The sequence below is a fragment of the Xanthomonas sp. LMG 12461 genome (genome assembly GCF_009192935.1).
Taxonomy (GTDB): domain Bacteria; phylum Pseudomonadota; class Gammaproteobacteria; order Xanthomonadales; family Xanthomonadaceae; genus Xanthomonas_A; species Xanthomonas_A sontii.
Window position 1 is genome coordinate 1 of record NZ_NQYT01000063.1, and the last position, 23,516, is coordinate 23,516.

The following is a 23,516-nucleotide window of genomic DNA, read 5'->3' on the forward strand; positions in this document are numbered from 1 at the left end:
TGCCGGCGCCGGCATGCTGAGCCGTCACGGCTGACACGGCCGATACGGAAACGAACCGCATGCGCCAACGTCTATGGGCAGGGGTCGGCACCGGCATGGTCGCGGGCGCGCTGTGGGGCCTGGTGTTCCTGGCGCCGCAACTGCTGAGCGCTTTCTCGCCGCTGCAACTGGCCATCTCGCGCTACCTGGCCTACGGCGCCATCGCCGCCGTGGTGCTGCTGCCGCGCTGGCGCGCCGCCACCGCGCCGCTGGGCGCGCCCGAATGGTGGGCGCTGCTGCGCCTGAGCCTGCTCGGCAACATCGTCTACTACGTGCTGCTGGGCAGCGCGGTGCAGTGGGCCGGCGGCGCCGCCACCGCGCTGATCATCGGCCTGCTGCCGGCGGCGGTCACCGTCATCGGTTCGCGCGCGGCCGGCGCGGTGCGGTTGCGCCGGCTCGCCGCGCCCTGCGCGCTGTGCGTGCTCGGGGTGGCGCTGGTCGCGGTGCAGACCCTGGCCGTGGCGCGGCCGCACATTCCCGCCAGCCTCGGCCTGCGTGCGGCGGGGCTGGCCTGTGCGGTCGGCGCGCTGGCGTGCTGGACCGCCTACTCGATCAAGAACGCGCGCTGGCTGCGGCGGCGCCCGGACCTGTCCGGCCGCGACTGGTCGCTGCTGACCGGCGTGGTCACCGGCGCGCTGGCCCTGACCCTGGCGCTGCCGGCGTTCGCCCTGTCGGGCACGGCCCATGCCGGCGCCGACTGGATGCGCTTCTGGGGCATGGCGCTGGTGCTGGCGCTGTTCGCTTCGGTGATCGGCAACGCCTGCTGGAACCACGCCAGCCGGCTGCTGCCGCTGACCCTGGTCGGGCAGATGATCGTGTTCGAGACCGTGTTCGCGCTGCTGTACGGCTTCCTGTGGGAGCAGCGCTGGCCGACCGCGCTGGAACTGCTGGCGATCGCCTGCCTGCTCGGCGGCGTGCTGTGGTGCACTCTGGTACACGCGCGGCCGCAGCCCGCAGCGCACGAAGCCAAGCCCGGTTAAGCGGCGCTGCCTAGACTGGCGCAGGTCCTCTCACGGGAATCGCGCCATGCACACCCTCCTGCGCCGTTGCTGTCCCGCTCTCGTCCTAGTCGCCGCACTGGCTGGCTGCCACGCCTCCAACGCGCCATCCGGCGCGGCGCCGAACCCGGCCGCCAACGCCATCGCACCGGCGGCAACCGGCAAGTGCGACACCGTCCCCGACCATGCCTACGACCTGCCGGCCGGGCGCTTCGATGAGGTCTCGCAGCAACTGGCCCACGCCACCGGCTGCATGGTCGTGTACCGCGATCCCGGCCTCGTGTCGCTGCCTGTCAACGCGGTGAAGGGACAGGTCAGCATCCGCCAGGCGCTGCACCAGGCACTGGACGGCACGGCGTTGCGGATCTCGGAGGAAAGCGCCGACGCGATGACGGTCGTCCGCCGCTGACCCGGCGGCGGCGCGGTGGGTTGCTACCATGGCCGCACTCCACCGCACGGAAGATCGCCATGTCCCGCCATTTCGCGTCGTTGCTGTGTTCCCTGTGCCTGATCGCCGGCATGCTGCTGTCCAGCGCCTGCGCGCGCAGCGAGACCGCCAAGCCGGCGGTGCCGGCACCGACGCCGACGGCGTCCGCACCGGGCCTGCCGATCAAGGTCGACACCAGTTGCCGCACCGATGCCGACTGCACGGTCAAGAACGTCGGCAACTGCTGCGGCGCGATGCCGGCCTGCGTCAACCGCGACAGCCCTACCGATCCGCAAGGCGTGATGGCGCAGTGCCAGGCCAGCGGGCGCATGAGCGTGTGCGGCTCGCCCGCGATCGCCGGCTGCTCCTGCGTGGCCGGGCAATGCAGCGCGCGCCCCGCGCAAGCCGATACACTGCGCGCCCCCCAGCCTGCCGAACCCGTCCGCTGATGCTCTACGCGCAAGTCCACCTCACCCTGCCCGCCTGGATTCACGAGGCGGTCGATCCGCAGGCCGTCTACGCCAGCGATGCCGACAAGGTCGCGCTGGCGGTGGAACTGTCGCGGCTGAACGTGGACGCCGGCAGCGGCGGCCCATTCGGCGCGGCGGTATTCGGCCCGGACCACCGCATCATCGCCGTCGGCGTGAACCGGGTGGTGCCGCAGACCACCTCGCTGGCGCATGCCGAGAACATGGCCTACATGCTGGCCCAGCAGCGCCTGCAGACCCCGCGGCTGAACGCGGTGCTGTCGCCGGTGACCCTGGCCACTTCCTCGCAGCCGTGCTGCCAGTGCTACGGCGCCACCATCTGGGCCGGCATCGACCGCCTGCTGATCGGTGCCAGCGCCGAGGACGTGATGGCGCTGACCCCGTTCGACGAAGGCCCGCTGCCGGCGGACTGGGTCGGCGAGTTGCAACGCCGCGGCATCGAGGTGGTGCGCGGCCTGCACCGCGACGCCGCCTGCGCGGTGCTGCGCCGCTACGGCGAACTCGACAGCCCCCGCTACTGACCCCGCCGGAAGGCTTGCCCATGTCCTTCGAGAACGGCCCGCTGGTCCATGGCCTGCTGTGCTACTGCCGGCCCGGCTTCGAACCCGAACTGGCGGCCGAGCTCAACGCCCGCGCCGGCGAGGCCGGGCTGGCCGCCTACGCGCGCACCGAGCGCAACAGCGGCTACGCGCTGCTGCTCAGCGACACAGCGGTACCGGCGCAGGCGCTGCCCTGGCGCGGGCTGATCTTCGCCCGGCAGAAGCTGCAGTTGCTGGCCGACCTGCGCGAGTTGCCGGCCAGCGACCGCATCGCGCCGATCCTGCAGGCGCTTGCCGGACAGCCGCGCTTCGGCGACCTATGGGTCGAACATCCGGACTCGGACGCTGGCAAGCCGCTGTCGGGCCTGGCGCGCAGCTTCGGCAACGCGCTGCGCCCGGCGCTGCGCAAGGCCGGCCTGCTCAGCGACAAGCCGCAGCCGCGGCTGCCGCGCCTGCACGTGTGCTTCGTGACCGGCACCCACGCCCTGCTGGCGGTGGCCGACAGCGAGGACAGCGCGCCGTGGCCGCTGGGCATTCCGCGCCTCAAGCTGCTGCCGGAGGCGCCCTCGCGCTCGGCGCTGAAACTGGAAGAAGCGCTGCTGGCGCTGCTGACCCCGCACGAGCGCGAGACGCTGCTGCGCCCGGGCATGCGCGCGGCCGACCTCGGCGCCGCCCCCGGCGGCTGGACCTGGGTGCTGACCCGCCAGCACCTGCACGTGACCAGCGTGGACAACGGCCCGCTGCGCCAGCACGTGCTCGACAGCGGCCTGGTCGACCACCTGCGCGCCGACGGCTTCCACTGGAAACCGCCGCAGCCGCTGGACTGGATGGTCTGCGACATGGTCGAGCAGCCGCGCCGCGTCGCCGAGCGCATGGCCACCTGGTTCCGCGAGGGCTGGTGCCGGCACGCGATCTTCAACTTGAAGCTGCCGATGAAGAAGCGCTGGGACGAGACCCGGCTGTGCCTGGACCTGTTTGCCGAGCGTGCCGAGCGCCCGCTGCAGTTGCGCGCCAAGCAGCTCTACCACGACCGCGAAGAGATCACGGTGCTGGCGATCCCGGGCTGAGCGGTCGCGCGTCCACATCCGGTGTTTCGTAGCAGCGGCTCGGCCGCGATGGGTTTCCCGGGAAAGCCATCGCGGCTGAAGCCGCTCCTGTGACGAGCGCATTGGCGCCGCCACCGCTACAGCACGATCCGCGCCCCGTCCTCCCGCGCCGAGCGCTGGATGGCATCGACGACGCGCATGTCGCGCAAGCCTTCCTCGCCAGGCACGCGCAGCGGCGTGCCCTGCAGGATCGCCAGCGCGTCCTCGTCCATCTGCAGCGCCTGCTGGTGGTGCACCCGCGCGTCGAACAGGCGGCCATCGCTGGCCCGGCCGCGCACGCCGTCGTAGGCCTGGAACGGCGCCAGTTCGTACCAACCCTTCGCGCACTCGGCGCGCAGCAGGTTCATGGTGCGGCCGAAACTGGCCGCGCAGCTGGCTGTCACCCCGTGCGGGAACTCCAGGGTGAAGTGCATGTGCTCGTCGACCTCGTCGAACAATGCCGGCCGATCGGTGGATCGCCGCGCGCTGACCGCCAGCGGCTCGGCGCCGGTCGTGTAGCGCGCCGCGTTGAGCGGATACACGCCCATGTCGTACATCGCACCGCCGCCGTACTGCGCGCGCAGCCGCCACGGCCGCTGCGCCGGGTCGGTGTCGCCGTAGCCGGCATAGCCCGCCTCGGCGCGCACGCTGCGCATCGCCCCGAACGGGCGCTCGCCGGCCAGGGCGATGAGGCGCCGGGTGTTGGGCTCGTGCTGCATGCGGTAGCCGATGCTCAGCCGCACCTTGTTGCGCGCGCAGGCCTCGATCATCGCCTGCGCCTGCTCGGCGTGCAGCGCCATCGGCTTCTCGCACCACACGTGCTTGCCGGCGGCGGCGGCACGGATGCTCAGCGGCGCGTGCAGATGGGTGGGCGTGACCACGTAGACCACGTCGATGTCCGGGTTGTCGGCGATACGCTCCAACTCGTCGTAGCTGTAGACGTTGCGATCCGGGATGCGATAGCGCGCCTGCCACTGCGGGATCTTCTGCGGCGAGCCGGTGACGATGCCGGCCAGGCGGCAGTGCCGGGTCAGGGCGAGCCCCGGCGCCAGGCGGCTGCTGGCGTACTCGCCCAGGCCGACCAGGGCCACGCCCAGCGGCTTGCGGCGTCGTGCCGGCGTGGCCGCCCACGTGGACGCTCCGAGCATACCGGCGGCGGTGGCGGAGAGGCCGGCCAGAAACAGGCGGCGGCGATTCGGCGAGGACGGCTCCATGCGCAACTCCGACCGGAAGGATGCTTCACCCTAACCGCTGGCGCGGCATCGGCACTGTGAGCGCTATCGCGCGATGCGCCGGGGGCGTCTGGCACACTGCCGCCTCCCCCGCCGTTCGGACACCCGATGCGCTGCCGCCCACTGCTTGCCGCCCTCGCCCTGCTGCTGGCTGCCCCGGCCGGGGCGCAGGAACCCCTGTTCCGCGCCCGCGACCTGGTCGGCGATGGCGTATTCACCGACAAGATCGAAGGGCCTGCGACGGGTCCCGATGGTGCGCTATACGTGGTCAACTTCGCCCACGACGGCAGCATCGGCCGGGTCCAGCGCGACGCCGACGGCCGCGGCCAGGCCACGCTGTTCGTGGATCTTCCCGACGGCAGCATCGGCAACGGCATCCGCTTCGACCGCCGCGGGCGCATGTACGTTGCGGACTACGGCCAGCACCGCATCCTGCGCATCGCCCTGCGCAGCAAGCGCATCGAGGTCTACGCCACGCTGCCGGGCGCGTTCCAGCCCAACGACATCGCGATGGCGCCGGACGGCACCCTGTACGCCAGCGACCCGGACTGGAAGCACGACGGCGGCCAGCTGTGGCGCATCGACCGCGACCGCAGCGCGCATCTGATCGAGACCGGCATGGGCACCACCAACGGCATCGAGGTCAGCCCCGACGGCAAGCGCCTGTACGTCAACGAGAGCGTGCAGCGGCGGATCTGGGTCTACGACCGTGCGGCCGACGGCGCCGTCTCCAACAAGCGGCTGTTCGCCAGCTTCACCGACGCCGGCCTGGACGGCATGCGCTGCGACGTCGACGGCAACCTGTACGTGGCCCGCTACGACGCCGGCAAGGTGATCGTGCTGGCGCCCGACGGCACGCTGCTGCACGAGGTCGCGACCAAGGGCCGCAAGCCCACCAACCTGGCCTTCGGCGGCGCCGACGGGCGCGATGTCGACGTGACCCTGCAGGACCGTGGCGCGATCGAAACCTTCCGCAGCGACCGCCCCGGCCGCGAGCACGGACGCTGATGGGATGCGTATCGCAGCGGCGTCTCAGCCCGCGCAATGGTCCCCTGGCATCCTGGCTGCACTGACTGGAGGGCCGCGCACATGCAGCCGATCGAACTGAACAACCCGGCCGGCTTCGCCGACGAATTCCTGCGCCTGACCCTGTTGCAGGGCTTCCAGTCGCTGACCAAGCGCGACCTGGAACTGCTGATCTTCGTGTTGCTGGAACGCGACGGCGCGATCTCGCGCAGCGATTCCAACAACGCGGTGGCGATGCGCCTGCGAGTGACCCCGGCCAAGGTCAAGGGCCTGCGCCGCGACGGCTATGCGCGCTGGCGTGCGCTGGTGCCGGAGGACAACGAGGCGGCGCTGCAGCGCATCGTCGCCACGGTGCTGACCGAGGACAACCTGCGCGCCGGGGCAAAGCATGTCAGCGAGCGCAGCAAGAAGGACGGCTTCCTGGCGATCCGCATCGAGCATCCCGACGACCAGCAGCGCTTCGAACAGGCCATCGTCGACGTCGGCGCCATGCCCGTGTACGAGCGCAACCGCGACGTGATGGCGGTGCGCTTCGACACGCTGCTGAAGATCGCCGAGCGCTGGGGCTACCTGCAACCGGAGCCGGACAAGGTGACGCAGGAACTGCAGAAGCTGGCGCCCACCGCCGAAGAGGTCGCCGACCTGTTGAAGAAGGACGTGAGCAAGCTACGCTGGGAGGACGTACGCCGCGCCCTGAACAGCCTCGGCGCCAAGGCCGTCGCCAGCACTGCCGAGGGCGGGCTGAAGGGCCTGTTGAAGCTCGCGTTTCCGTTCATCCCCGGCTGAGCCGGGGCCGCCATCCATCGCCATACTGGAGTTGCGTTGTGTCCATGTCCTGCCGTTCCCTCGCCCTGCTCTGCTGCCTGTGCGCCTGCGCCGCGCCGGCCGCGGCGCAGAATCTCAACACTGCCTCCAGCGCCACCACCGAGCCGCTGCGCGACGTGCCGGTCAACGTGCGCGCGCAGCCGCTCAGCAATGGCGTGGTCACTCACCAGGTGCAGTTGCCGGCCACGCCCGGCGAAGCGCAGGTGACCGTGCGCAGCATCCAGCCGGACCGTGTGGCCGGCAGCTACCGCATCGACTTCGAGGCGCTGGACACCGACCACGACGGCTACATCAGCCGCAGCGAAGCGCAGGCCAACCCGTCGCTGGCCGACGAGTTCGACGCGCTGGACACCACCCGCAGCGGCCGCCTCAGCCGCGCGCAGCTGGCCGGCTGGCTGTAGCTGCACCAGAGCGCGTCCGGCGCCGCCATGGCGGGCGCCGGCGCACCCTCGGTCGTGTTGCAGGGTGCATTGGAAACGCTTGCTAAACAGCGCCGACGTGCAGATGCGAACGCCCGATTTTTTTAGCGTCGATTAATTCGGCCAGGCCTATGTTCTTGACTCCTTCCCAGCAACAGGAGTCGTGCCATGAACCGCATCGTTCCTCGTCTCGTCCCGTTCGCGTTCGCGCTGCTTGCCGCGCCGGCGCTGGCCATGGCGCAGTCGGCGCCGGACGAAGTGACCCTGCACCAGAACGGCCAGATCATCAATGTCACCTCGGTCGAACCGAACTCGATCGTCGGCGACTACCACATCGATTTCGCCAAGCTCGACCGCAACCATGACGGCTACATCAGCCGCGCCGAAGCCAAGGCCGACCCGACGCTGTACGCCGAGTTCGATGCCGTCGACGTGCATCACCACGGCCGCCTGAGCAAGGCCGACCTGGAAGGCTGGATGTCGACGTGACGCGACCCACGCGGAGACTGACCCGCACCCTCTCCACCACGCGCGCCGCCTGCGGCCTTCCCGCCGCATGCGGCGCGATTGTTTTCTGAAGCGGCAACACCGCAGACACCGGCAACGCGAGCGCCACAGCATCGCGCAACCGCCTCACCCACACTGACGCCGCCATCGCCGCTGCATCGACCCGATCTCCTCGCAGCGCGTGTCTTCCACCACGCCACCCTGCCGCTCGGCCTCGCCCACCGCGCTGACGACAGCTACAGCAGTCCCTCCTGCAGCGGCGCATCCCGCACCCCGCCCCAGGGATCGTCCAGCAGATAGCGCGCCGCGACCGGCTGCGCCGCCGGCACCAGGGTGAGCCGGTAATACACCTCGTCGTCGCCTTCGCAGACTTCGTAGTACAGCGCGTAGTCGCCAGGCTGCAGCGCCAGTGTCACATCGAAGGCCTCGGCGGCAGACGCCACCTGCACCCGCGCATCCGGATTCACCCGGAACGGCACCTGCATGCGCCGCTGCGCACGCGGATCGGGCGCGAACGCCTCGGCCAGCACCAGGTGCACCTGCGCGCCGAACGCGTCCTCGGGCAACGGATCGAACACCACGTAGTCGCGATGCAGGACCGCGCCCTGCTCCAGATTGCGCGGCCCCAGCGGCAGGCGGCCTCGTCGAAGGCGCGGGCACGCAACTGCACCTGGCTATGGGAAATCAGCAGATCCACGGTCTGCGTCCGGGGCGCGTCTTGCATCGTCGTTCTCCATGGCAGGAACGCGGCCTGCGTGCTGCGCTTCGCGCCCTACCCTCACCCCAACCCATCTCCCGAGGGGAGAGGGGCTCAAGCAAACCAGCCGACGCTGGCGCTTCCTTCTCCCTCCAGGAGAAGGTGCCCCCGAAGGGGCGGATGAGGGGACGGGCGCCGCTCGGCGCGCGTGGTCGAATCTGCGGCCGCCGCGCCGGGCCGGAGCGCGCAGTCACACGCCGGAAGCGCGCTTCCAGAAACCGTGCATCAACAACGGCAGCTTGCCCGCCAGGCCCAGCAGCGGGCCGCGCAGCAGGGTCAGGTGCAGCTCGTCGTTGGAGAACAGCCGGTTGATCGCATCGAAGCCGTAGGCGGCCACGGTGTTGTCGCTGCGGCGACCACGCGCCCAGCGCGCCAACCGCTGCGGCGCCGCCCAGTCGACCCGCTGCGTCTGCGCCTGCCGCACCAGTGTCGCCAGCGCGGCGACGTCGCGCAGGCCCAGGTTGACGCCCTGCCCGGCCAGCGGATGCACCACGTGCGCGGCATCGCCCAGCACCAGCAGGCGGCCGCGCTGGTAGGCCTCCACCAGTTGCCGGCGCAGCGGGAAGCCCAGCCGCGGCGACAGCGCGCGCACCGCGCCCAGGCGGGCGCCGAAGGCCTGGGTCAGTTCGGCGCCGAACGCCGCATCGTCCAGCGCCAGCACCCGCGCCGCCTCGGCCTCGGGCAAGGTCCACACGATCGAGCTGCGGCCGTCGGCGAACGGCAGGAACGCCAGCGGGCCGCCCGGCAGGAAACGCTGCCAGGCCGTGTCCTGGTGCGGCTGTTCGGTCTGCACGAAGGCGACCACGCCGCGCTGGCCGTAGTCGTGCGCCGGCGCGTCCAGCCCGGCCAGGCCGCGCACCGTGGACTCGGCGCCGTCGGCGGCGATCGCCAGACGCGCGTCCAAGCGGCTGCCGTCGTCCAGGCGCAGGCGCGCACGCTCGGCCGATGGCTCCAGCGCCTCCACTCGTGCCGGGCAATGCACCTGCACGCCGGCCGCAGGCAGCGCCGCCCACAGCTGTTCGACCAATAGATTGTGTTCGACGATCCAGCCGAGTTGGTCGCGGCCCAGGGTGTCGGCGTCGAAGGCCAACTCGCCACCGCCGCCGGCATCCCACACGCGCATGCGCCGGTACGCGCTGGCGCGGCTGGCGAGGACCTGCGGCCACACGCCCAGGCCCTGCAGCAGCGCCGCATTGTCCGGGGCGAAGGCATAGACCCGCAGGTCCGGCGTTTCCGACGACCAGCGCGGCGGCTCGCGGCCCTCGACCAGCGCCACCGCCAGGCCTTCGCCGGCCAGGGCCAGCGCACAGGCCGCGCCGACCACGCCGCCGCCCACCACCACCACATCCAGCACGCCGCGCCGGCTCATGCGCGCGTCTCCCGGCACAGCTGCGGCACATCGCCGCGGAAGCCCATCGCGCCGCCGACCAGGAACGACTGCAGCGGCGCGGCCTGCGCCGCCGCCAGCAGGCCCAGGCTGCGCAGTGGGCGCAGCAGCGGGGTCGGATTGGCGGTCAGCCGCGCCAGCCCGCCGGAGAACGTCACCGTGCGCTGGCGATCCTGCTCGCGGCGCTGCGCGTACTGCTGCAGCAGCGCCGGCGCGCCCGGGTCGGTGCCGTCGCGCTCGATCAGTTCGGCCAGGGTCAGCGCATCGCGCAGGCCCAGGTTGAAGCCCTGCGCGCCCAGCGGGTGCAAGGTCTGCGCGGCATTGCCCAGCAGCACCGCGCGCGCATCGGTCAGCCGCTCGGCCAGCACCTGCACGATCGGATAGGCGCTGCGCTCGCCGCTACCGAGCAGGCGGCCGACGCGCCAGCCCAGCGCGTCCTGCAGCCGCTGCAGCCAGGCCCCCTCGTCCAGCGCCGTCACCGCGTCGGCGTCCTCGGCGGCCACCGCGTGGATCGCGCCGTAATGGCGGTCGCCGCGCGGCAACAAGGCCGTCGGGCCGTCGTCGCGGAAGCGCTCGTAGGCGGTGCCGTCGGGCTGGCGGCTGCCGCGCACCCGCGCCACGAACAGGGTCTGCTGGAAATCATGGCGCGCCGCGGCGATGCCCAGCGCCTCGCGCACCGCGCTGGCGCTGCCGTCGGCGCCGACCAGCAGGCGCGCGTGCAGGACCTGCTCGCTGCCGTCGCGGGCGATGCGCACCCGGCGCTCTCCATGCTCGGCGTCGGGCTCCAGTGCCACGAACTGCGCCGGGCGGTAGCGGGTCAGCCGCGTGGTCGCCGCCAAGCTGGCCTCCAGCGCCTCGCCGAAGTCGCGCGCGACGACCACTTGGCCGAAGGCCTCGCGTCCGTAGTCGGCGGCCTCCAGCCGCACCCGGCCGAAATCGCCGGCGCGACTGACATGGATGCGGCGGATCGGGCCGGTCGGCGCGCGCAGCCGCTGCATCACCCCGAGCGCGCTCAGCGCGTTGACCGTGGCGGCGGCGAAGCTGAGGTTGCGCTGGTCGAATACCGGCGGCAACGCGCCCGGCGGTGCGGCCTCGACCAGACCCACGTCCACCCCCAGCCGGTCCAGGGCGATGGCCAGGCTGGCGCCGACCAGGCCGCCGCCGACGATCACTACGTCATGTCGTTTGCTCATCCGGCCATGATACGACCCGCACCCGTCTGCCCGGTGAGCGCCACCGCCCAGCTTGCGTGCCGTGGCGGCAGCGGCGCACGGCGCTCGCGCGCGCCGCGCTTCCAGTAGAATCCGGGGTCTTACGTGCCCCGGTGCCCGCCGTCATGACGCCTTCCACCCACCGCCTCCCCGCCCTGCTGCTGTTGACCGCGCTGCTGGCCGCGACCCGCATCAACCACTTCGGGGCGATCCCGGACGCGTCGTGGGCGGTGTTCTTCGTCGGCGGCTTCTACCTGCGCAGCTGGACCCGCTGGGCATTCCCGCTGCTGATGGCGCTGGCGGTGCTGGTCGACTATCTGGTCATCCGCAGCCAGGGCCTGGATTTCTGGCAGCACTACTGCGTGTCGCCGGCCTACTGGTGCCTGATCCCGGCCTATTTCGTGCTGTGGGCCGGCGGCGCCTGGCTGGCGCGGCGCTACCACGGTGCCGACTGGCGCGCCCTGGGCCTGGCTGCCGGCAGCCTGCTGGTGGCGGTGGCGCTGTGCCACCTGCTGGCGCAAGGCAGCTTCTACTGGGTCAGCCGCAGCGTGCCGAACCCGACCCTGGCCGGCTGGTGGCAGAACTACAGCGACTGGCTGCTGCCCTACCTGGGCAGCGCCAGCCTGTATGTGGCGCTGGCCGCGGCGGTCCAGGTCGGCGTCGAGCAGCTAGCGCGGCTGGGCCAGCGCGGCCAGCCGGTCGGTCACTGACTAGGATGGGCAACCGCCTCTCCAAGATCTACACCCGCACCGGCGACGACGGCAGCACCGGCCTGGGCGACGGCAACCGGGTCGGCAAGGACTCGGCACGGGTCGCCGCCTACGGCACCGTGGACGAAGCCAACTCGGCGATCGGCGTGGTCCTGGCCTGCCCGCTGGCCGAGGACGTGCGGCAGTTGCTGACCGCAATCCAGCACCAGTTGTTCGACCTCGGCGGCGAGCTGTGCATCCCTGGCCATGCCGCGATCCATGCCGCCGACATCGACGCACTGGAACGGCACCTGGACCGCTACAACGACACCCTGCCGCCGCTGCAGGACTTCATCCTGCCCGCCGGCGGCGAGGCGGCGGCGCGCTGCCACCTGGCCCGCACCATCGTGCGCCGCGCCGAGCGCGAGACAGTGGCGCTGTCGCGGCAGGACGCGGTGCGCCCGGAAGCGGTGCGCTACCTCAACCGCCTGTCCGACCTGCTGTTCGTGCTGGCGCGGGTGCTGGCGCGGGCCGACGGCCACGGCGAAGTGCTGTGGCGCCACGACCGGCGCCAGGCCTGAGCCACGCCCGGGCCGCGGCCGCGCATGCTGATCTATACCCATCCTGCCTGCCTGGGCCACGCGCCCGGACCGGAACACCCGGAACGGCCGCAGCGCCTGGAGGCGGTGACCACCGCGCTGCGCGAGGCGTTTCCTGCGCTGGAATGGCGCGAGGCGCCGCTGGCCAAGCTCGGCGACCTGGCCCGGGTCCATGAGCGCGAACTGATCGATCGCGTTCTGGCCGATCTCGACGGCCCGCAAATGCTCGACGTGGACACGGTCCTCTCGCCCGGCTCGCGCGCGGCCGCACTGCGCGCCGCCGGCGCCGGCATCGCCGCTGTGGATGCGGTGATGCACGGTGTCACCGACACCGCCTTCTGCGCGGTGCGCCCGCCCGGCCATCACGCCACCGCCGACACCGCGATGGGCTTCTGCCTGTTCAACAACGTGGCCGTGGCCGCCGCCCACGCCCGCGACACGCACGGCCTGGAGCGGATCGCCATCGTCGATTTCGACGTGCACCACGGCAACGGCACCCAGGCGATCTTCGAGCGCGAGCCGAAGGTGCAGTACCTCAGCACCCACCAGTCCGGGCTGTTCCCGCACACCGGCGGGGTCCACGACCGCGGCGTCGGCAACCTGCACAACGCATTGCTGCCACCGGGCAGCGGCGGTTTCCGCTTCCGCAACACCTGGGCCGACCAGATGCTGCCGCTGCTGGACGCGTTCAAGCCACAGCTGCTGCTGATCTCGGCCGGCTTCGACGCGCACATGCGCGACCCATTGGCCGACCTGATGCTGGAGACCGAGGATTTCGGCTGGATCACCGCCGAACTGCGCGCAGTCGCGCAGCGGCACGCGCGCGGCCGGGTGGTGTCCCTGCTGGAAGGCGGCTACGACCTGCAGGCACTGCGCGAGGGCAGCGTCGCCCACGTCGACGCGCTGCGCTGAGGATCCGCGCCCGCGCGGCGGCGGCCGCGGCGCGGCACGCCCGGATCGAAACCCCGCTCCGCCAGGCCGATGAACCCCGTCCCCCGCCCCGGGGACGCCTTCATTGCCCCTATGCACGGGATGGGGCAAGCTAGCGACCGTTTTCGCCCGATACCTGACGCGCGTGCGCCGAACCCTTCGCCTGCTCCCTCTTCCGTTCAGTATCGCCCTGTGCCTGCCGGCATTGGCGGCTGAAAAGCCGCCGAACTGGGGCCTGTGCCCGACCCCGGACGTGCTGCCCAAGTTCGACGACGCGCAGCAGCCGGATCCCAAGCTGGCGCAGAATCGCGAGCAGCAGCCGACCAATATCGAAGGCGACCAGCTGTCGGGCACCACCACCATCCCCAACTACACCGGCAACGTCGCGCTCAAGCGCGGCGACCAGTTCATGGGCACGGACAGCCTGCGGGTGGATACCGAGACCGGCAATTACATTGCCGAGGGTCACGTGCGCTACCAGGACTCGTCGATCCGCATGATCGCCGATCGCGCCGAGGGCAATCAGGACACCGACACCCACAAGATCACCAACATCCGCTACCAGCTGCTGGCCCGCCGCGGCAACGGCAAGGCCGACTCGGTCGACCTGCAGGGTGCGCTGGGGCAGATGCATCGCTCCACCTACACCACCTGCGACCCCTCGCAGCGGGTGTGGGAGCTGCACGCGCCGGAAATCGACGTCGACAACGACGAAGGCTTCGGCACCGCGCGCAACGCGATCCTGAAGATCTACAACTTCCCGATCCTGTACGCGCCCTGGTTCAAGTTCCCGATCGACGATCGCCGCAGCAGCGGTTTCCTGTTCCCGGCGATCGGCATGTCCAGCCGCAACGGCTTCGACTACACCCAGCCGTACTACCTGAACCTCGCGCCGAACTACGACGCCACCCTGTATCCGCGCTTCATGGCCCGCCGCGGCCTGATGCTGGGCAGCGAATTCCGCTATCTCTACGACGGCGGCAAGGGTGAGCTGCAGGCCGCCTACCTGCCGGACGACAAGTTGCGCGACAAGGATCGCGGCCGCTTCAGTTACCAGGGCTACCACAACATCAATTCGCAGTGGCAGGCGCGCGCTTCGCTGGCATGGGTCAGCGACGAGCGCTACACCGAGGACTTCTCCAACCGCCTGCTCGGCAATGCGGTGTCCAACATCCAGAGCACGATCGGCGTCTACGGCACCGGCGAGACCTGGACCGCCGGCGTGATGGCCGACCGCTGGCAGCTGACCGACTACACCCTGACCGAGGATGCGCTGCCGTACAACCGCCAGCCGCGCGCCTTCTTCAACTGGGACCAGTCGTTCGGCAACTATTTCGAAGCCGGGCTGTACAGCGAAGCGGTGCGCTTCGTGCACGACGATATCCATCAGAAAACCACCGACGGCACCTACGAACGCACCGGCGTGGTCACCCCGCGCCCCGGCGGCAGCCGCCTGGACCTGAAGCCCTACATCTCGATGCCGCTGGCCGGCGCCGCCTGGTTCCTCAAGCCGACCCTGGCCTGGCGTTATACCGCCTATCAGTTGGACAAGGATCTGGCGGCCACGCTCGGCGGCGACACCACGCCCTCGCGCAGCCTGCCGATCGCCACGGTCGATGCGGGCGTGTACTTCGACCGCGATACCAAGTGGGGCAACACCAACTATCTGCAGACCCTGGAACCGCGACTGTTCTACCTGTACACGCCGTACCGCGACCAGAACGACCTGCCGATCTTCGACACCCGTGAGTTCACCTTCAGCTGGGGCCAGTTGTTCCGCGATTCGCGTTACACCGGTGCCGACCGCCAGAACGACGCCAACCAGCTGACCATGGCCCTGAGCTCGCGCCTGCTGCGCCAGGACGATGGCAAGGAGAAGTTGTCGGTCAGCCTCGGCCAGATCCTGTATTTCAGCGATTCGCGGGTCAGCCTGCCCAACAGCGACACCACCATCGAGCAGGGCAAGTCGGCCTGGGTCGCCGATGCCAACTACATGATCAACGATCGCTGGAACCTGGGCGCCACCTACCAGTGGGATCCCAAGTACCGGCGCAAGGACCTGGCCAGCTTCCGCGCGCGCTACCTGATGCCCGGCGACGGCATCGTCAATATCGCCTACCGCTACCGCCGCGATCTGCTGGAACAGGCCGACGTGTCGTTCCTGTACCCGATCAATCCGACCTGGAGCGTCGTTGGCCGGCATTACTACTCGCTGATGGACAAGAAGCCGCTGGAAAGCATCCTCGGCGTGCAGTGGGACAGCTGCTGTCTGGCGGTGCGGGCGCTGGCGCGGCGCTACGTGCGCAACCGCACCGGCGCGCTGGATACCGCCTTCCAGATCGAGTTCGTGCTCAAGGGGCTGTCGTCCCTGGGCCAGGACACGGACCGCGTTCTGCGCCGTGCTATTCTCGGCTACAACCGCGACGACCTGTACTTGGTCCCGCCCAGCAACACCACGACCGATCCGGACGCTTACGATCCGAACCAGATTCCATGACCAAGACCCTTTCTGTTTTTCTCGCCGCCCTGGTGGCGATCGCCGGCGTGTCCGCTCCGGCCGCCGCGCAACAAACCCAACCGCTGGACCGCATCGCCGCGGTGGTCGACGAGGATGTCGTACTGCAGAGCGAACTGGATCGTGCCGTGCGCAACGTGAAGGCGCAGTATGCCGGCCGCGAGGCGCAGCTGCCGCCGGATAACGTGCTGCAGCGGCAGGTGCTGGAGCGTCTGGTGCTGGTCAAGCTGCAGGTCGCGCGCGCCAACAGCACCGGCATCCGCGTCGGCGACGACGAACTGAACCGCGCCATCGCCAGCATCGCCCAGCAGAACGGCACCGACGTGGATGGGCTGCGCAAGAAGCTGGCTGCCGACGGCATGTCCTACACCGACTTCCGCAACTCGGTGCGCGACGAAATCACCGTGCAGCGCCTGCGCCAGAGCTTTGCGCAGAGCCGCATCAACGTCAGCGAGGCCGAAGTCGACGCGGCGCTGGCGCAGCAAGCCACCACCGGCACCCAGTACCACCTGGCACACATCCTGGTCGGCCTGCCGGAAGGCGCCACCGCCGAGCAGATCAAGACCGCCCAGGGCAAGATCGACGGGGTCAAGAACCTGATCGACAAGGGCGAGATCGATTTCAACGCCGCGGCGGTGCGCTATTCCGACAGCCCCAACGCGCTGGAAGGCGGCGACCTGGGCTGGCGCAGCCTGGACGAGATCCCCAACGCGTTCGCGCAGCTGATCCGCGACATGAAGCCGGGCCAGGTCGCCGGCCCGCTGCGCGGCCCCAGCGGCTTCCAGCTGCTGAAGCTGGTCGAAGTGCGCGACGCCTCGGCCAATCCGGAAAAGAAGACGGTCACCGAGTACCACGCCCGCCACATCCTGATCCGGGTCAACGATGCGCAGCCCGACGCGGCCGCCAAGGCCAAGATCGAGACGCTGCGCGCCCGCATCGCCGGCGGCGCCGACTTCCAGGCCGTGGCCAAGGAAGCCTCGGAAGACACCAACAGCCGCAGCCAGGGCGGCGATCTGGGCTGGTTCCCGGCCGACGCGTTCGGCCCGGACTTCGGCCAGCACGTCGCGAGCCTGCAGGACGGCCAGATTTCGCAGCCGTTCCGCACCGAGGCCGGCTGGCACATCGTGCAGCGCGTCGGCGAGCGCCAGACCGACGTGACCAGCGATACCCAGCGCGCCCAGGTCCGCGAGACCATCGGCCGCCGCAAGCTGGAAGAGGAATACAACCGCTTCCTGCAGGAAATGCGCGGCGAAGCCTACGTCGACCTGCGCGTGGGCAACACCGACGCCGCCACTGCGCCGGCGGCCACGCCCGCGCCGGCGCCCGCCGCCAAGCCCTGATCCATGCGCCCCTCGCTCGCGCTGGTGCCGGGCGAGCCGGGCGGGATCGGCCCGGAGCTGTGCGTGCGGCTGGCGCAACAGCCGCGTCACGATTGCCAGCTCCTGGCCTTCGCCGATCCCGACACCTTGCGCGCCGCCGCGGCGGCGCTGTCGCTGCCGCTGCAGCTGCTGCCCGAATCCAGCCCTGCCGTCGCCCCCGGCGATCTGCGCCTGCGCACGGTCGCCAATGCCGTGCCAAGCCGCTTTGGCGCGACCGAACCGGCCAACGCGGCTGCGGTGATCGCCGCACTGACCCAGGCGGCCGATGCCTGCCTGAGCGGGGAACTGGACGGCGTGGTGACCGGCCCGGTCCATAAAGCGGCGATCAACGCCGGCGGCATCGCCTACACCGGCACCACCGAACTGCTGGCCCAACACGCCGGCCGCGAGGTGGTGATGATGCTGGCCAATGCCATCGTGCGCGTAGCCTTGGTCACCACCCACCTGCCGCTGCGCGCGGTCGCCGATGCACTCACGCCGGCCCTGCTGGAACGCAGCCTGCGCATCACCGAGGCCGCCTTGCGCCACGCGTTCGGCATCGCCACGCCGACCATCGCGGTGCTGGGGCTGAACCCGCATGCCGGCGAGGATGGTCACCTGGGCCTGGAGGAAATCCAGGTGATGCAGCCGGTGCTGGACGCCTTGCGCGCGGAGGGCATGCGCCTGCTCGGCCCGCTCCCGGCCGATACCGCGTTCCTGCCGCAGAAGCTGGCGAGCGTGGACGCGGTGCTGGCGATGTACCACGACCAGGGCCTGCCGGTACTCAAGTACAGCGGCTTCGAGCAGGCGGTGAACCTGACCCTGGGCCTGCCCTACCCACGCGTGGCGGTCGACCACGGCACCGCGCTGGAGCTGGCCGGCCGCGGCGTGGCCGACCCGTCCAGCCTGTTCGCTGCCACTGCGCTGTGCGCGCAACTGGCGGCGCGCCGCGCGCAGTCCTAGGCGCATATCCGGGCGCCGTTCGCGATCTGCCGCAACCAGGGCGGGCCCGGTGATGCCGCTCCTGCGTCGCTGCGAGCGCGCGCCGCCCCGTGCATGCCGATAAAATGCCGGCCATGACTTCCTCTTCCGGCTTCGGCGCCCCGGCCAAGAAATCCCTTGGCCAGCACTTCCTCAGCGATCGCCACTACATCGACAGCATCGTCCGCGCGGTCGATCCCAAGCCGGGCGACCGGCTGGTCGAGATCGGCCCGGGCCAGGGCGCGATCACCTTCCCGCTGCTGCGCCGGCATGGCCAGCTGACCGTGATCGAATTCGACCGCGACCTGATCGCGCCGTTGACCGCGGCAGCGGCCGACGTCGGCGAACTGACCATCCTCAACCGCGACGTGCTGTCGGTGGATTTCGCCGCCCTGGCCGAGGGCGCGCGCATCCGCCTGGTCGGCAACCTGCCCTACAACATCTCCTCGCCGATCCTGTTCCATGCGCTGGACCACGCCGCAGCGATCGCCGACATGCACTTCATGCTGCAGAAGGAAGTGGTCGACCGCATGGCCGCCGACCCGGGCAGCAAGGTCTACGGCCGACTCAGCGTGATGCTGCAGGCCTACTGCGAGGTGACCTCGCTGTTCGTGGTGCCGCCGGGCGCGTTCCGGCCGCCGCCGAAGGTGGATTCGGCCGTGGTGCGGCTGGTGCCGCGGCCGCCGCAGACGGTGGGCATCGCCGATCCCAAACGCTTCGCCGACGTGGTCCGCGCCGCGTTCGGGCAGCGCCGCAAGACCCTGCGCAACGCCTTGAACGGCGTCTGCGATGCCGCGCAGTTCGAGGCCGCGGGCGTGCGTCCGGACGCGCGCGCCGAGCAGCTCGAGGTCGCCGACTTCGTGCGCCTGGCCAACATCGCGCACGCCTGAGCGGACGTCCCGCGCGGCGCGCGCATGCATGCGTGGTGCGAACCTCTGCGCACGCGTTGCTCCGCTCCTTGCATGTCGGCGCAGGCGTCGCCGACCTGCGCCGTAGACATGGTGATGACGGCACCGCCTCGAAACCGCAACTTGGCAAGCCGCACAACACAGACTGCCACCGCGAACGACAGCCCTCCTGCGCACTGCCCGCGGCAACAACAGGCCCGCACGGGCGGCTCGCGCAGGCGGCAGCCAGGGCCACTGCCACGCGTCAGCCGCCTGACAGTGACAACCGCTGACGCATCTCGCCTCAAAGGGCAAAACACGCTCTAAACTGTGGGGATGAACGATGACGCCCCCTATCGGATCGAGGTCGAAGTGTCGCCCCGATTCCTCGACGACCAATCGGCGCCGGAGGACGGACGCTACACGTTCGCCTACACGATCCGCATCCACAACCGCGGCCGCGTCGCCGCGCGCCTGATCGCCCGCCACTGGGAGATCACCGACGGCAACGGCCGCATCGAACGCGTCGACGGCGATGGCGTGGTCGGCGAACAGCCGCGGCTGCGCCCGGGCGAGGATTTCCGCTACACCTCCGGGCTGGTACTGGAAACCGAGCACGGCACGATGCGCGGCCACTACGACATGGAAGCCGACGACGGCACCCATTTCATCGCCGCGATCGCGCCGTTCGTGCTGTCCGTCCCGCGGACCCTGCACTGATGGCGGTCTGGGCGATCGGCGACCTGCAGGGTTGCTACGACATCACCCAGCAGTTGCTGGAGAAGATCCGCTTCGATCCGGCGGTGGACCGGCTGTGGTTCTGCGGCGACCTGGTCAACCGCGGCGGGCAATCGCTGGAGACCCTGCGCCTGGTGCACTCGCTGCGCGAACACAGCGTGGTGGTGCTGGGCAACCACGACCTGTCGCTGCTGGCGATCGGCGAGCGCAGCCCGGACGAACAGCGCAAGGTCAATCCGGACCTGCAACGCATCGTGCTGGCCGAGGATCGCGACGAACTGCTGACCTGGCTGCGCATGCAGAAGCTGCTGCATGCCGACCGCCAGCTCGGCTGGATGATGATCCACGCCGGCCTGGCGCCGAAGTGGACCACCGCGCTGGCCGAGAAGCATGCACGCGAGGTGGAGCAGCAGCTGCACGGCAACGGCTACCGCAAGCTGTTCCGCAACATGTACGGCGACCGCCCGGCCTGGTCGCCGGGCCTGACCGGCTACGACCGTTCGCGCGCGATCATCAACCTGTTCACCCGCGCCCGCTACTGCACCCCCCGCGGGCGCATCGCGATCGAGGAAAAGGGCACGCCCGGCACCCAGGCGCAGGGTCTGTACCCGTGGTTCGAGGTGCCGGGGCGGGTCGAGCGCGACCTGAAGATCGTCTGCGGACACTGGTCGACGCTGGGCCTGACCATCACCCAGGGCGTGCACGCGATCGACACCGGCGCGGTCTGGGGTGGCAAACTCACCGCCCTGCGCCTGGACAGCGAGGACCTGCAGGTCGTGCAGGTCCCCGGCCGGCCGGTGCAGGGACCGCCGCCGGCGGCGCGCACCGCCACGCCGCGGCGGCGCAGCGCGCCGAACCGTGGACAACCGGCGCCGGCTGCCTCTGCTGCGCCCGAGCAGGAATAGGTCTAACGCGAGACGTTGCGGTTTCGCAGGAGCGGCTTCAGCCGCGACAGGCGTTCCCGGGAATGCGTGTCGCGGCTAGCTGCTCCTAACAATCCCGGCATGTGCGCCGGCATCCGCCACAGCCGCTGCTTACACCGCGCCAGCCCGGCGCCGGTAATCCACGAATTCGAAGGCCAGCGCATGCCGCGCATCCACCGGATGCGCCTGCCGCGCCACCACCTCCCATTGCGCCGGATCGAACGCGGGGAAATGCGCATCGGCGCCGTCGACCGCGGTGTCGACATGGGTCAGGTACAGCACCTCGGCCAACGGCAGGGTCAGGGCGAAGATGTCGCCGCCGCCGATCACCGCCAGTTCCGTGGCGCCGGCCTCACGCGCCGCGTCGATCGCCGCCTGCAGCGACGCCACCGCCTGCATGTCCGCGAACGGCACCTGCCCGGAACGGGTCATCACCAGGTTCAAGCGCCCGGGCAGCGCGCGCCCCAGCGACTGCGCGGTCTTGCGCCCCATCAACACCGGCTTGCCCAGGGTCAGCGCCTTGAACCGCTTGAGATCGTCCGGCAGGCGCCACGGCAAGTCGTTGTCGCGACCGATCGCATTGGCCCGATCCAGCGCCGCGAGCAGGCTCAACTGCAGCGAGGGGCGCGTAGACCGCTCCAAATCCGTCCCCGTCGCGACGGCGGCGCTCGCCGATTCCCGATTCCCCACTCCCGATTCCCAGCTGCTGTTCACACCGCCACCGGCGCCTTGATCGCCGGATGCGGGTTGTAGCCCTCGATGGCGATGTCGTCGTAGGTGAAGGCGAACAGATCGGTCACCGCCGGATTCAGCCGCAGCTGCGGCAGCGGCCGCGGCGTGCGTGCCAGCTGTTCGCGCGCCTGTTCGAAGTGGTTGGAATACAGATGCGCATCGCCCAGCGTATGCACGAAATCGCCCACGCCCAGGCCGGTGGCCTGCGCCACCATGTGGGTCAGCAGCGCATAGCTGGCGATGTTGAACGGCACGCCCAGGAAAATGTCGCCGCTGCGCTGGTACAGCTGGCAGCTGAGCTTGCCGTCGACCACATAGAACTGGAACAGGCTGTGGCAGGGCATCAGCGCCATCTGCGGCAGCTCGGCCACGTTCCAGGCGCTGATCACCAGCCGGCGCGAATCCGGGTTGCGCTTGATCTCGTCCACCAGCCACTGCATCTGGTCGATCTCGAGACCGTCGGCACCGGTCCAGCGCCGCCACTGCTTGCCGTACACCGGGCCGAGCTCGCCCTGCGCGTCGGCCCACTCGTCCCAGATGCTGACCTTGTTGTCCTTGAGATAGGCGATGTTGGTCTCGCCCTTCAGGAACCACAGCAACTCGTGCACGATCGAGCGCAGGTGCAGCTTCTTGGTGGTGACCAGCGGGAAGCCGTCGTTGAGATCGAAGCGCATCTGCCAGCCGAACACGCTGCGCGTGCCGGTGCCGGTGCGGTCGGATTTTTCCGCGCCGCGCTCCAGCACGTGCTGCAGCAATTCCAGGTACTGCTTCACTTGCTCACCTCCGGCGGCGGCACCGGCTGCAGCACCGGCGCGCTGCGCGAGCGCCACAGCAGGAACAGGCCGAGCAGGATCAGCGGGATGCTCAACTGCTGGCCGCGGGTCAGCCAATGGAACGCCAGGTAGCCGAGTTGCGCATCCGGCACCCGCACGAATTCCACGGCGAAGCGGAACACACCGTACAGCAGCGCGAACAAGCCGGACACCGCATAGCGCGCGCGCGGCTTCATCGAGAACGTCCACAGCACCACGAACATCACCAATCCTTCCAGCGCCGCTTCGTACAGTTGCGACGGATGGCGGGCATAGCGATCGAGCAGGCCCGCGGCGTATTGCTGCTGCAGTTGCGCGGCACTCTTCAGGCTCTCCAGTGCCGGCGCATTGGCCACGCCGTCCTGTATCGGCGCGTGCGGGAAGATCACGCCCCAGCCGGCGTGGGTCAACTTGCCCCACAACTCGCCGCCGACGAAATTGCCGATGCGGCCGAAGCCCAGGCCCAGCGGCACCAGCGGCGCGATGAAATCGACGGTGTCGAAGAAATGCAGGCGCACCTTGCGCGTCCACCACAGGCAGGCCGCCAGCACGCCCAACAGGCCGCCGTGGAAGCTCATGCCGCCGTCCCACACCTTGAAGATCAGCAGCGGGTCGGCCAGGAAATCGGATAGGGCGTAGAACAGCATGTAGCCGATGCGCCCGCCCAGCACCACGCCGAGCATCGCGTAGAACAGCAGATCGGAGAAGCCGTCCTCGTTCACCCCGGGCAGGCGCCCGGCGCGGATGCGGCGGCGGCCCAGCCACCAGGCCGAGATGAAGCCGGCCAGATACATCAGCCCGTACCAATGCACCTTCACCGGCCCGAACGAGAAGGCGATGGGATCGATCTGGTGGAGATAGGTCATGCGCAAACGTCGGCCGGGGGCAAAGAGTGCCTATTCTGCCACCGACTCCGCTCCTTGCCGCGATTGCGGACGGCACAGCGGGGTCGCGCTTCATCTGCTGGCAGGCGCACGCGTCTGCCACTGACTCCCCTAATTGCCGCGACTGCGGACGGCGCAGCAGGGTGGGGCTTCATCTGCTGGCAGGCGCACGCGTCTGCCACTGACTCCGCTGCTTGCCGCGACTGCGGACGGCGCAGCGGGGTGGCGCTTCATCTGCTGGCAGGCGCACGAACCTGCCGCCGACCGACCCCAAGACACAATAGGCTCAGCCCAGCCGCCACGTGCCCCTCGTTGCTTGTGGCAGCGGCCCATGTGGCCTCCAGGCCATCAGCGGCAACGAGCAGAGCCATCGGGTTCACTCCGGCGCTATCGCGTCGGGACTGAAGTCCCTCCCACCACACCACCCGTCGCACCCATGCAGGAGCGGCATCGCCCTGATGTGGGAGCTGCTTCAGCCGCGCCGAGCAGAGCCATCAGGCCCGGCTCCTCTTCAGCATCTGACGCCTC

Annotated in this window: 25 protein-coding genes; 18 read left to right on the top strand and 7 right to left on the bottom strand. The window is 70.2% G+C overall.

The genetic code is table 11. The annotated features are described in order from the left end of the window. Positions 1-59: 59 nt before the first annotated feature. Genes CEK68_RS16520 through rlmM form a run of 5 tightly spaced genes read left to right on the top strand, consistent with a single transcriptional unit; the run spans position 60 to position 3,558 of the window. A complete protein-coding gene (locus CEK68_RS16520) occupies positions 60-1,019 on the top strand; it encodes a DMT family transporter (RefSeq protein ID WP_152240024.1) in 960 nt (319 codons plus the stop codon). A gap of 46 nt (positions 1,020-1,065) precedes the next feature. After that, positions 1,066-1,446 carry an STN domain-containing protein gene (locus CEK68_RS16525; protein ID WP_152240025.1) on the top strand — a complete coding sequence of 127 codons (381 nt, stop codon included), beginning with the start codon at positions 1,066-1,068 and terminating at the stop codon, positions 1,444-1,446. Positions 1,447-1,505: 59 nt separating this feature from the next. Further along, positions 1,506-1,913, top strand: a complete 408-nt coding sequence (locus CEK68_RS16530) for a hypothetical protein (RefSeq protein ID WP_152240026.1) — start codon at positions 1,506-1,508, stop codon at positions 1,911-1,913. Continuing rightward, positions 1,913-2,473 (top strand): nucleoside deaminase, encoded by a 561-nt coding sequence (locus tag CEK68_RS16535; RefSeq protein ID WP_017914178.1) that lies wholly within the window; start codon positions 1,913-1,915, stop codon positions 2,471-2,473. Before CEK68_RS16530 ends, CEK68_RS16535 begins: the two co-directional genes overlap by 1 nt. A gap of 20 nt (positions 2,474-2,493) precedes the next feature. Then, positions 2,494-3,558 (top strand): 23S rRNA (cytidine(2498)-2'-O)-methyltransferase RlmM, encoded by a 1,065-nt coding sequence (gene rlmM, locus CEK68_RS16540; protein WP_148829705.1) that lies wholly within the window; start codon positions 2,494-2,496, stop codon positions 3,556-3,558. A 116-nt stretch (positions 3,559-3,674) separates the two neighbouring features. Here the strand turns inward: rlmM and CEK68_RS16545 are convergent, their stop codons facing one another. Beyond that, positions 3,675-4,724, bottom strand: a complete 1,050-nt coding sequence (locus CEK68_RS16545) for a Gfo/Idh/MocA family oxidoreductase (protein ID WP_226977923.1) — start codon at positions 4,722-4,724, stop codon at positions 3,675-3,677. Between the two features lie 192 nt (positions 4,725-4,916). On the opposite strand from CEK68_RS16545, the gene CEK68_RS16550 reads away from it, so the two are divergent. The 4 genes from CEK68_RS16550 to CEK68_RS16565 all read left to right on the top strand — a co-directional run bounded on the left by CEK68_RS16550 (position 4,917) and on the right by CEK68_RS16565 (position 7,567). Further along, complete coding sequence (locus tag CEK68_RS16550) at positions 4,917-5,816, top strand: SMP-30/gluconolactonase/LRE family protein (protein ID WP_152240028.1); 900 nt, start codon at positions 4,917-4,919, stop codon at positions 5,814-5,816. 81 nt (positions 5,817-5,897) lie between these two features. Further along, positions 5,898-6,620, top strand: coding sequence for a hypothetical protein (locus CEK68_RS16555; protein ID WP_152240029.1), 723 nt, complete (start codon positions 5,898-5,900; stop codon positions 6,618-6,620). 44 nt (positions 6,621-6,664) lie between these two features. After that, positions 6,665-7,060: a hypothetical protein gene (locus CEK68_RS16560; protein WP_017914183.1), complete on the top strand. Its 396-nt coding sequence runs from the start codon at positions 6,665-6,667 to the stop codon at positions 7,058-7,060. Positions 7,061-7,246: 186 nt separating this feature from the next. Then, on the top strand, positions 7,247-7,567 hold the full coding sequence (locus tag CEK68_RS16565) for a hypothetical protein (RefSeq protein WP_010340011.1): 321 nt from the start codon (positions 7,247-7,249) through the stop codon (positions 7,565-7,567). A 254-nt stretch (positions 7,568-7,821) separates the two neighbouring features. Here CEK68_RS16565 and comJ read toward each other — a convergent pair whose 3' ends face one another. From comJ to ubiH, 3 genes are all read right to left on the bottom strand, one after another. Beyond that, on the bottom strand, positions 7,822-8,163 hold the full coding sequence (comJ, locus tag CEK68_RS16570; RefSeq protein WP_255424783.1) for a competence protein ComJ: 342 nt from the start codon (positions 8,161-8,163) through the stop codon (positions 7,822-7,824). Positions 8,164-8,532: 369 nt separating this feature from the next. Continuing rightward, a complete protein-coding gene (locus CEK68_RS16575) occupies positions 8,533-9,711 on the bottom strand; it encodes a UbiH/UbiF family hydroxylase (protein ID WP_152240030.1) in 1,179 nt (392 codons plus the stop codon). Further along, a complete protein-coding gene (gene ubiH / locus CEK68_RS16580) occupies positions 9,708-10,922 on the bottom strand; it encodes a 2-octaprenyl-6-methoxyphenyl hydroxylase (RefSeq protein ID WP_152240031.1) in 1,215 nt (404 codons plus the stop codon). The genes CEK68_RS16575 and ubiH overlap by 4 nt, the downstream gene beginning before the upstream one ends. Positions 10,923-11,065: 143 nt before the next feature. Between ubiH and CEK68_RS16585 the strand changes: the two genes are divergently transcribed. From CEK68_RS16585 to CEK68_RS16625, 9 genes are all read left to right on the top strand, one after another. Beyond that, complete coding sequence (locus CEK68_RS16585; protein ID WP_152240032.1) at positions 11,066-11,650, top strand: hypothetical protein; 585 nt, start codon at positions 11,066-11,068, stop codon at positions 11,648-11,650. A 5-nt stretch (positions 11,651-11,655) separates the two neighbouring features. Further along, positions 11,656-12,210: a cob(I)yrinic acid a,c-diamide adenosyltransferase gene (locus CEK68_RS16590; protein ID WP_010340006.1), complete on the top strand. Its 555-nt coding sequence runs from the start codon at positions 11,656-11,658 to the stop codon at positions 12,208-12,210. Between the two features lie 24 nt (positions 12,211-12,234). Beyond that, positions 12,235-13,140 carry a histone deacetylase family protein gene (locus tag CEK68_RS16595; RefSeq protein WP_152240033.1) on the top strand — a complete coding sequence of 302 codons (906 nt, stop codon included), beginning with the start codon at positions 12,235-12,237 and terminating at the stop codon, positions 13,138-13,140. A gap of 163 nt (positions 13,141-13,303) precedes the next feature. After that, the gene (lptD, locus tag CEK68_RS16600; RefSeq protein WP_152182394.1) at positions 13,304-15,655 is read left to right on the top strand and encodes an LPS-assembly protein LptD; all 2,352 of its coding nucleotides are present in this window, start codon (positions 13,304-13,306) and stop codon (positions 15,653-15,655) included. Further along, positions 15,652-17,013 carry a peptidylprolyl isomerase gene (locus tag CEK68_RS16605; RefSeq protein ID WP_150410673.1) on the top strand — a complete coding sequence of 454 codons (1,362 nt, stop codon included), beginning with the start codon at positions 15,652-15,654 and terminating at the stop codon, positions 17,011-17,013. Before lptD ends, CEK68_RS16605 begins: the two co-directional genes overlap by 4 nt. A 3-nt stretch (positions 17,014-17,016) precedes the next feature. After that, entirely contained in the window at positions 17,017-17,994 is a 978-nt protein-coding gene (gene pdxA, locus CEK68_RS16610; protein ID WP_152240034.1) for a 4-hydroxythreonine-4-phosphate dehydrogenase PdxA, read from the top strand. A gap of 113 nt (positions 17,995-18,107) precedes the next feature. After that, entirely contained in the window at positions 18,108-18,902 is a 795-nt protein-coding gene (rsmA, locus tag CEK68_RS16615) for a 16S rRNA (adenine(1518)-N(6)/adenine(1519)-N(6))-dimethyltransferase RsmA (RefSeq protein ID WP_152240035.1), read from the top strand. Between the two features lie 333 nt (positions 18,903-19,235). Continuing rightward, entirely contained in the window at positions 19,236-19,619 is a 384-nt protein-coding gene (apaG, locus tag CEK68_RS16620) for a Co2+/Mg2+ efflux protein ApaG (protein WP_010340000.1), read from the top strand. Continuing rightward, positions 19,619-20,542, top strand: a complete 924-nt coding sequence (locus CEK68_RS16625; protein WP_017916442.1) for a symmetrical bis(5'-nucleosyl)-tetraphosphatase — start codon at positions 19,619-19,621, stop codon at positions 20,540-20,542. The genes apaG and CEK68_RS16625 overlap by 1 nt, the downstream gene beginning before the upstream one ends. 129 nt (positions 20,543-20,671) lie before the next feature. On the opposite strand, the gene CEK68_RS16630 is transcribed toward CEK68_RS16625, so the two are convergent. From CEK68_RS16630 to lgt, 3 genes are all read right to left on the bottom strand, one after another. Continuing rightward, positions 20,672-21,178 (bottom strand): dihydrofolate reductase, encoded by a 507-nt coding sequence (locus tag CEK68_RS16630; protein WP_193314231.1) that lies wholly within the window; start codon positions 21,176-21,178, stop codon positions 20,672-20,674. Positions 21,179-21,270: 92 nt separating this feature from the next. Continuing rightward, positions 21,271-22,065: a thymidylate synthase gene (locus CEK68_RS16635; RefSeq protein WP_152240037.1), complete on the bottom strand. Its 795-nt coding sequence runs from the start codon at positions 22,063-22,065 to the stop codon at positions 21,271-21,273. Next, the gene (lgt, locus tag CEK68_RS16640; protein WP_152240038.1) at positions 22,062-22,970 is read right to left on the bottom strand and encodes a prolipoprotein diacylglyceryl transferase; all 909 of its coding nucleotides are present in this window, start codon (positions 22,968-22,970) and stop codon (positions 22,062-22,064) included. Before lgt ends, CEK68_RS16635 begins: the two co-directional genes overlap by 4 nt. Between the last annotated feature and the right edge of the window lie 546 nt (positions 22,971-23,516).

What these genes read in the sequence shown, in the direction of transcription:
- CEK68_RS16590 (WP_010340006.1), top strand. Translation starts at nt 11,656, where the DNA reads ATGGGCAACCGCCTCTCCAAGATCTACACCCGCACCGGCGACGACGGC.
- CEK68_RS16585 (WP_152240032.1), top strand. Translation starts at nt 11,066, where the DNA reads ATGACGCCTTCCACCCACCGCCTCCCCGCCCTGCTGCTGTTGACCGCG.
- CEK68_RS16550 (WP_152240028.1), top strand. Translation starts at nt 4,917, where the DNA reads ATGCGCTGCCGCCCACTGCTTGCCGCCCTCGCCCTGCTGCTGGCTGCC.
- ubiH (WP_152240031.1), bottom strand. Translation starts at nt 10,922, where the DNA reads ATGAGCAAACGACATGACGTAGTGATCGTCGGCGGCGGCCTGGTCGGC.
- CEK68_RS16565 (WP_010340011.1), top strand. Translation starts at nt 7,247, where the DNA reads ATGAACCGCATCGTTCCTCGTCTCGTCCCGTTCGCGTTCGCGCTGCTT.
- CEK68_RS16555 (WP_152240029.1), top strand. Translation starts at nt 5,898, where the DNA reads ATGCAGCCGATCGAACTGAACAACCCGGCCGGCTTCGCCGACGAATTC.
- CEK68_RS16530 (WP_152240026.1), top strand. Translation starts at nt 1,506, where the DNA reads ATGTCCCGCCATTTCGCGTCGTTGCTGTGTTCCCTGTGCCTGATCGCC.
- apaG (WP_010340000.1), top strand. Translation starts at nt 19,236, where the DNA reads ATGAACGATGACGCCCCCTATCGGATCGAGGTCGAAGTGTCGCCCCGA.
- rsmA (WP_152240035.1), top strand. Translation starts at nt 18,108, where the DNA reads ATGACTTCCTCTTCCGGCTTCGGCGCCCCGGCCAAGAAATCCCTTGGC.
- CEK68_RS16595 (WP_152240033.1), top strand. Translation starts at nt 12,235, where the DNA reads ATGCTGATCTATACCCATCCTGCCTGCCTGGGCCACGCGCCCGGACCG.
- pdxA (WP_152240034.1), top strand. Translation starts at nt 17,017, where the DNA reads ATGCGCCCCTCGCTCGCGCTGGTGCCGGGCGAGCCGGGCGGGATCGGC.
- rlmM (WP_148829705.1), top strand. Translation starts at nt 2,494, where the DNA reads ATGTCCTTCGAGAACGGCCCGCTGGTCCATGGCCTGCTGTGCTACTGC.
- CEK68_RS16535 (WP_017914178.1), top strand. Translation starts at nt 1,913, where the DNA reads ATGCTCTACGCGCAAGTCCACCTCACCCTGCCCGCCTGGATTCACGAG.
- CEK68_RS16625 (WP_017916442.1), top strand. Translation starts at nt 19,619, where the DNA reads ATGGCGGTCTGGGCGATCGGCGACCTGCAGGGTTGCTACGACATCACC.
- CEK68_RS16605 (WP_150410673.1), top strand. Translation starts at nt 15,652, where the DNA reads ATGACCAAGACCCTTTCTGTTTTTCTCGCCGCCCTGGTGGCGATCGCC.
- lgt (WP_152240038.1), bottom strand. Translation starts at nt 22,970, where the DNA reads ATGACCTATCTCCACCAGATCGATCCCATCGCCTTCTCGTTCGGGCCG.
- CEK68_RS16520 (WP_152240024.1), top strand. Translation starts at nt 60, where the DNA reads ATGCGCCAACGTCTATGGGCAGGGGTCGGCACCGGCATGGTCGCGGGC.
- CEK68_RS16560 (WP_017914183.1), top strand. Translation starts at nt 6,665, where the DNA reads ATGTCCTGCCGTTCCCTCGCCCTGCTCTGCTGCCTGTGCGCCTGCGCC.
- CEK68_RS16575 (WP_152240030.1), bottom strand. Translation starts at nt 9,711, where the DNA reads ATGAGCCGGCGCGGCGTGCTGGATGTGGTGGTGGTGGGCGGCGGCGTG.
- CEK68_RS16525 (WP_152240025.1), top strand. Translation starts at nt 1,066, where the DNA reads ATGCACACCCTCCTGCGCCGTTGCTGTCCCGCTCTCGTCCTAGTCGCC.
- CEK68_RS16545 (WP_226977923.1), bottom strand. Translation starts at nt 4,724, where the DNA reads ATGCTCGGAGCGTCCACGTGGGCGGCCACGCCGGCACGACGCCGCAAG.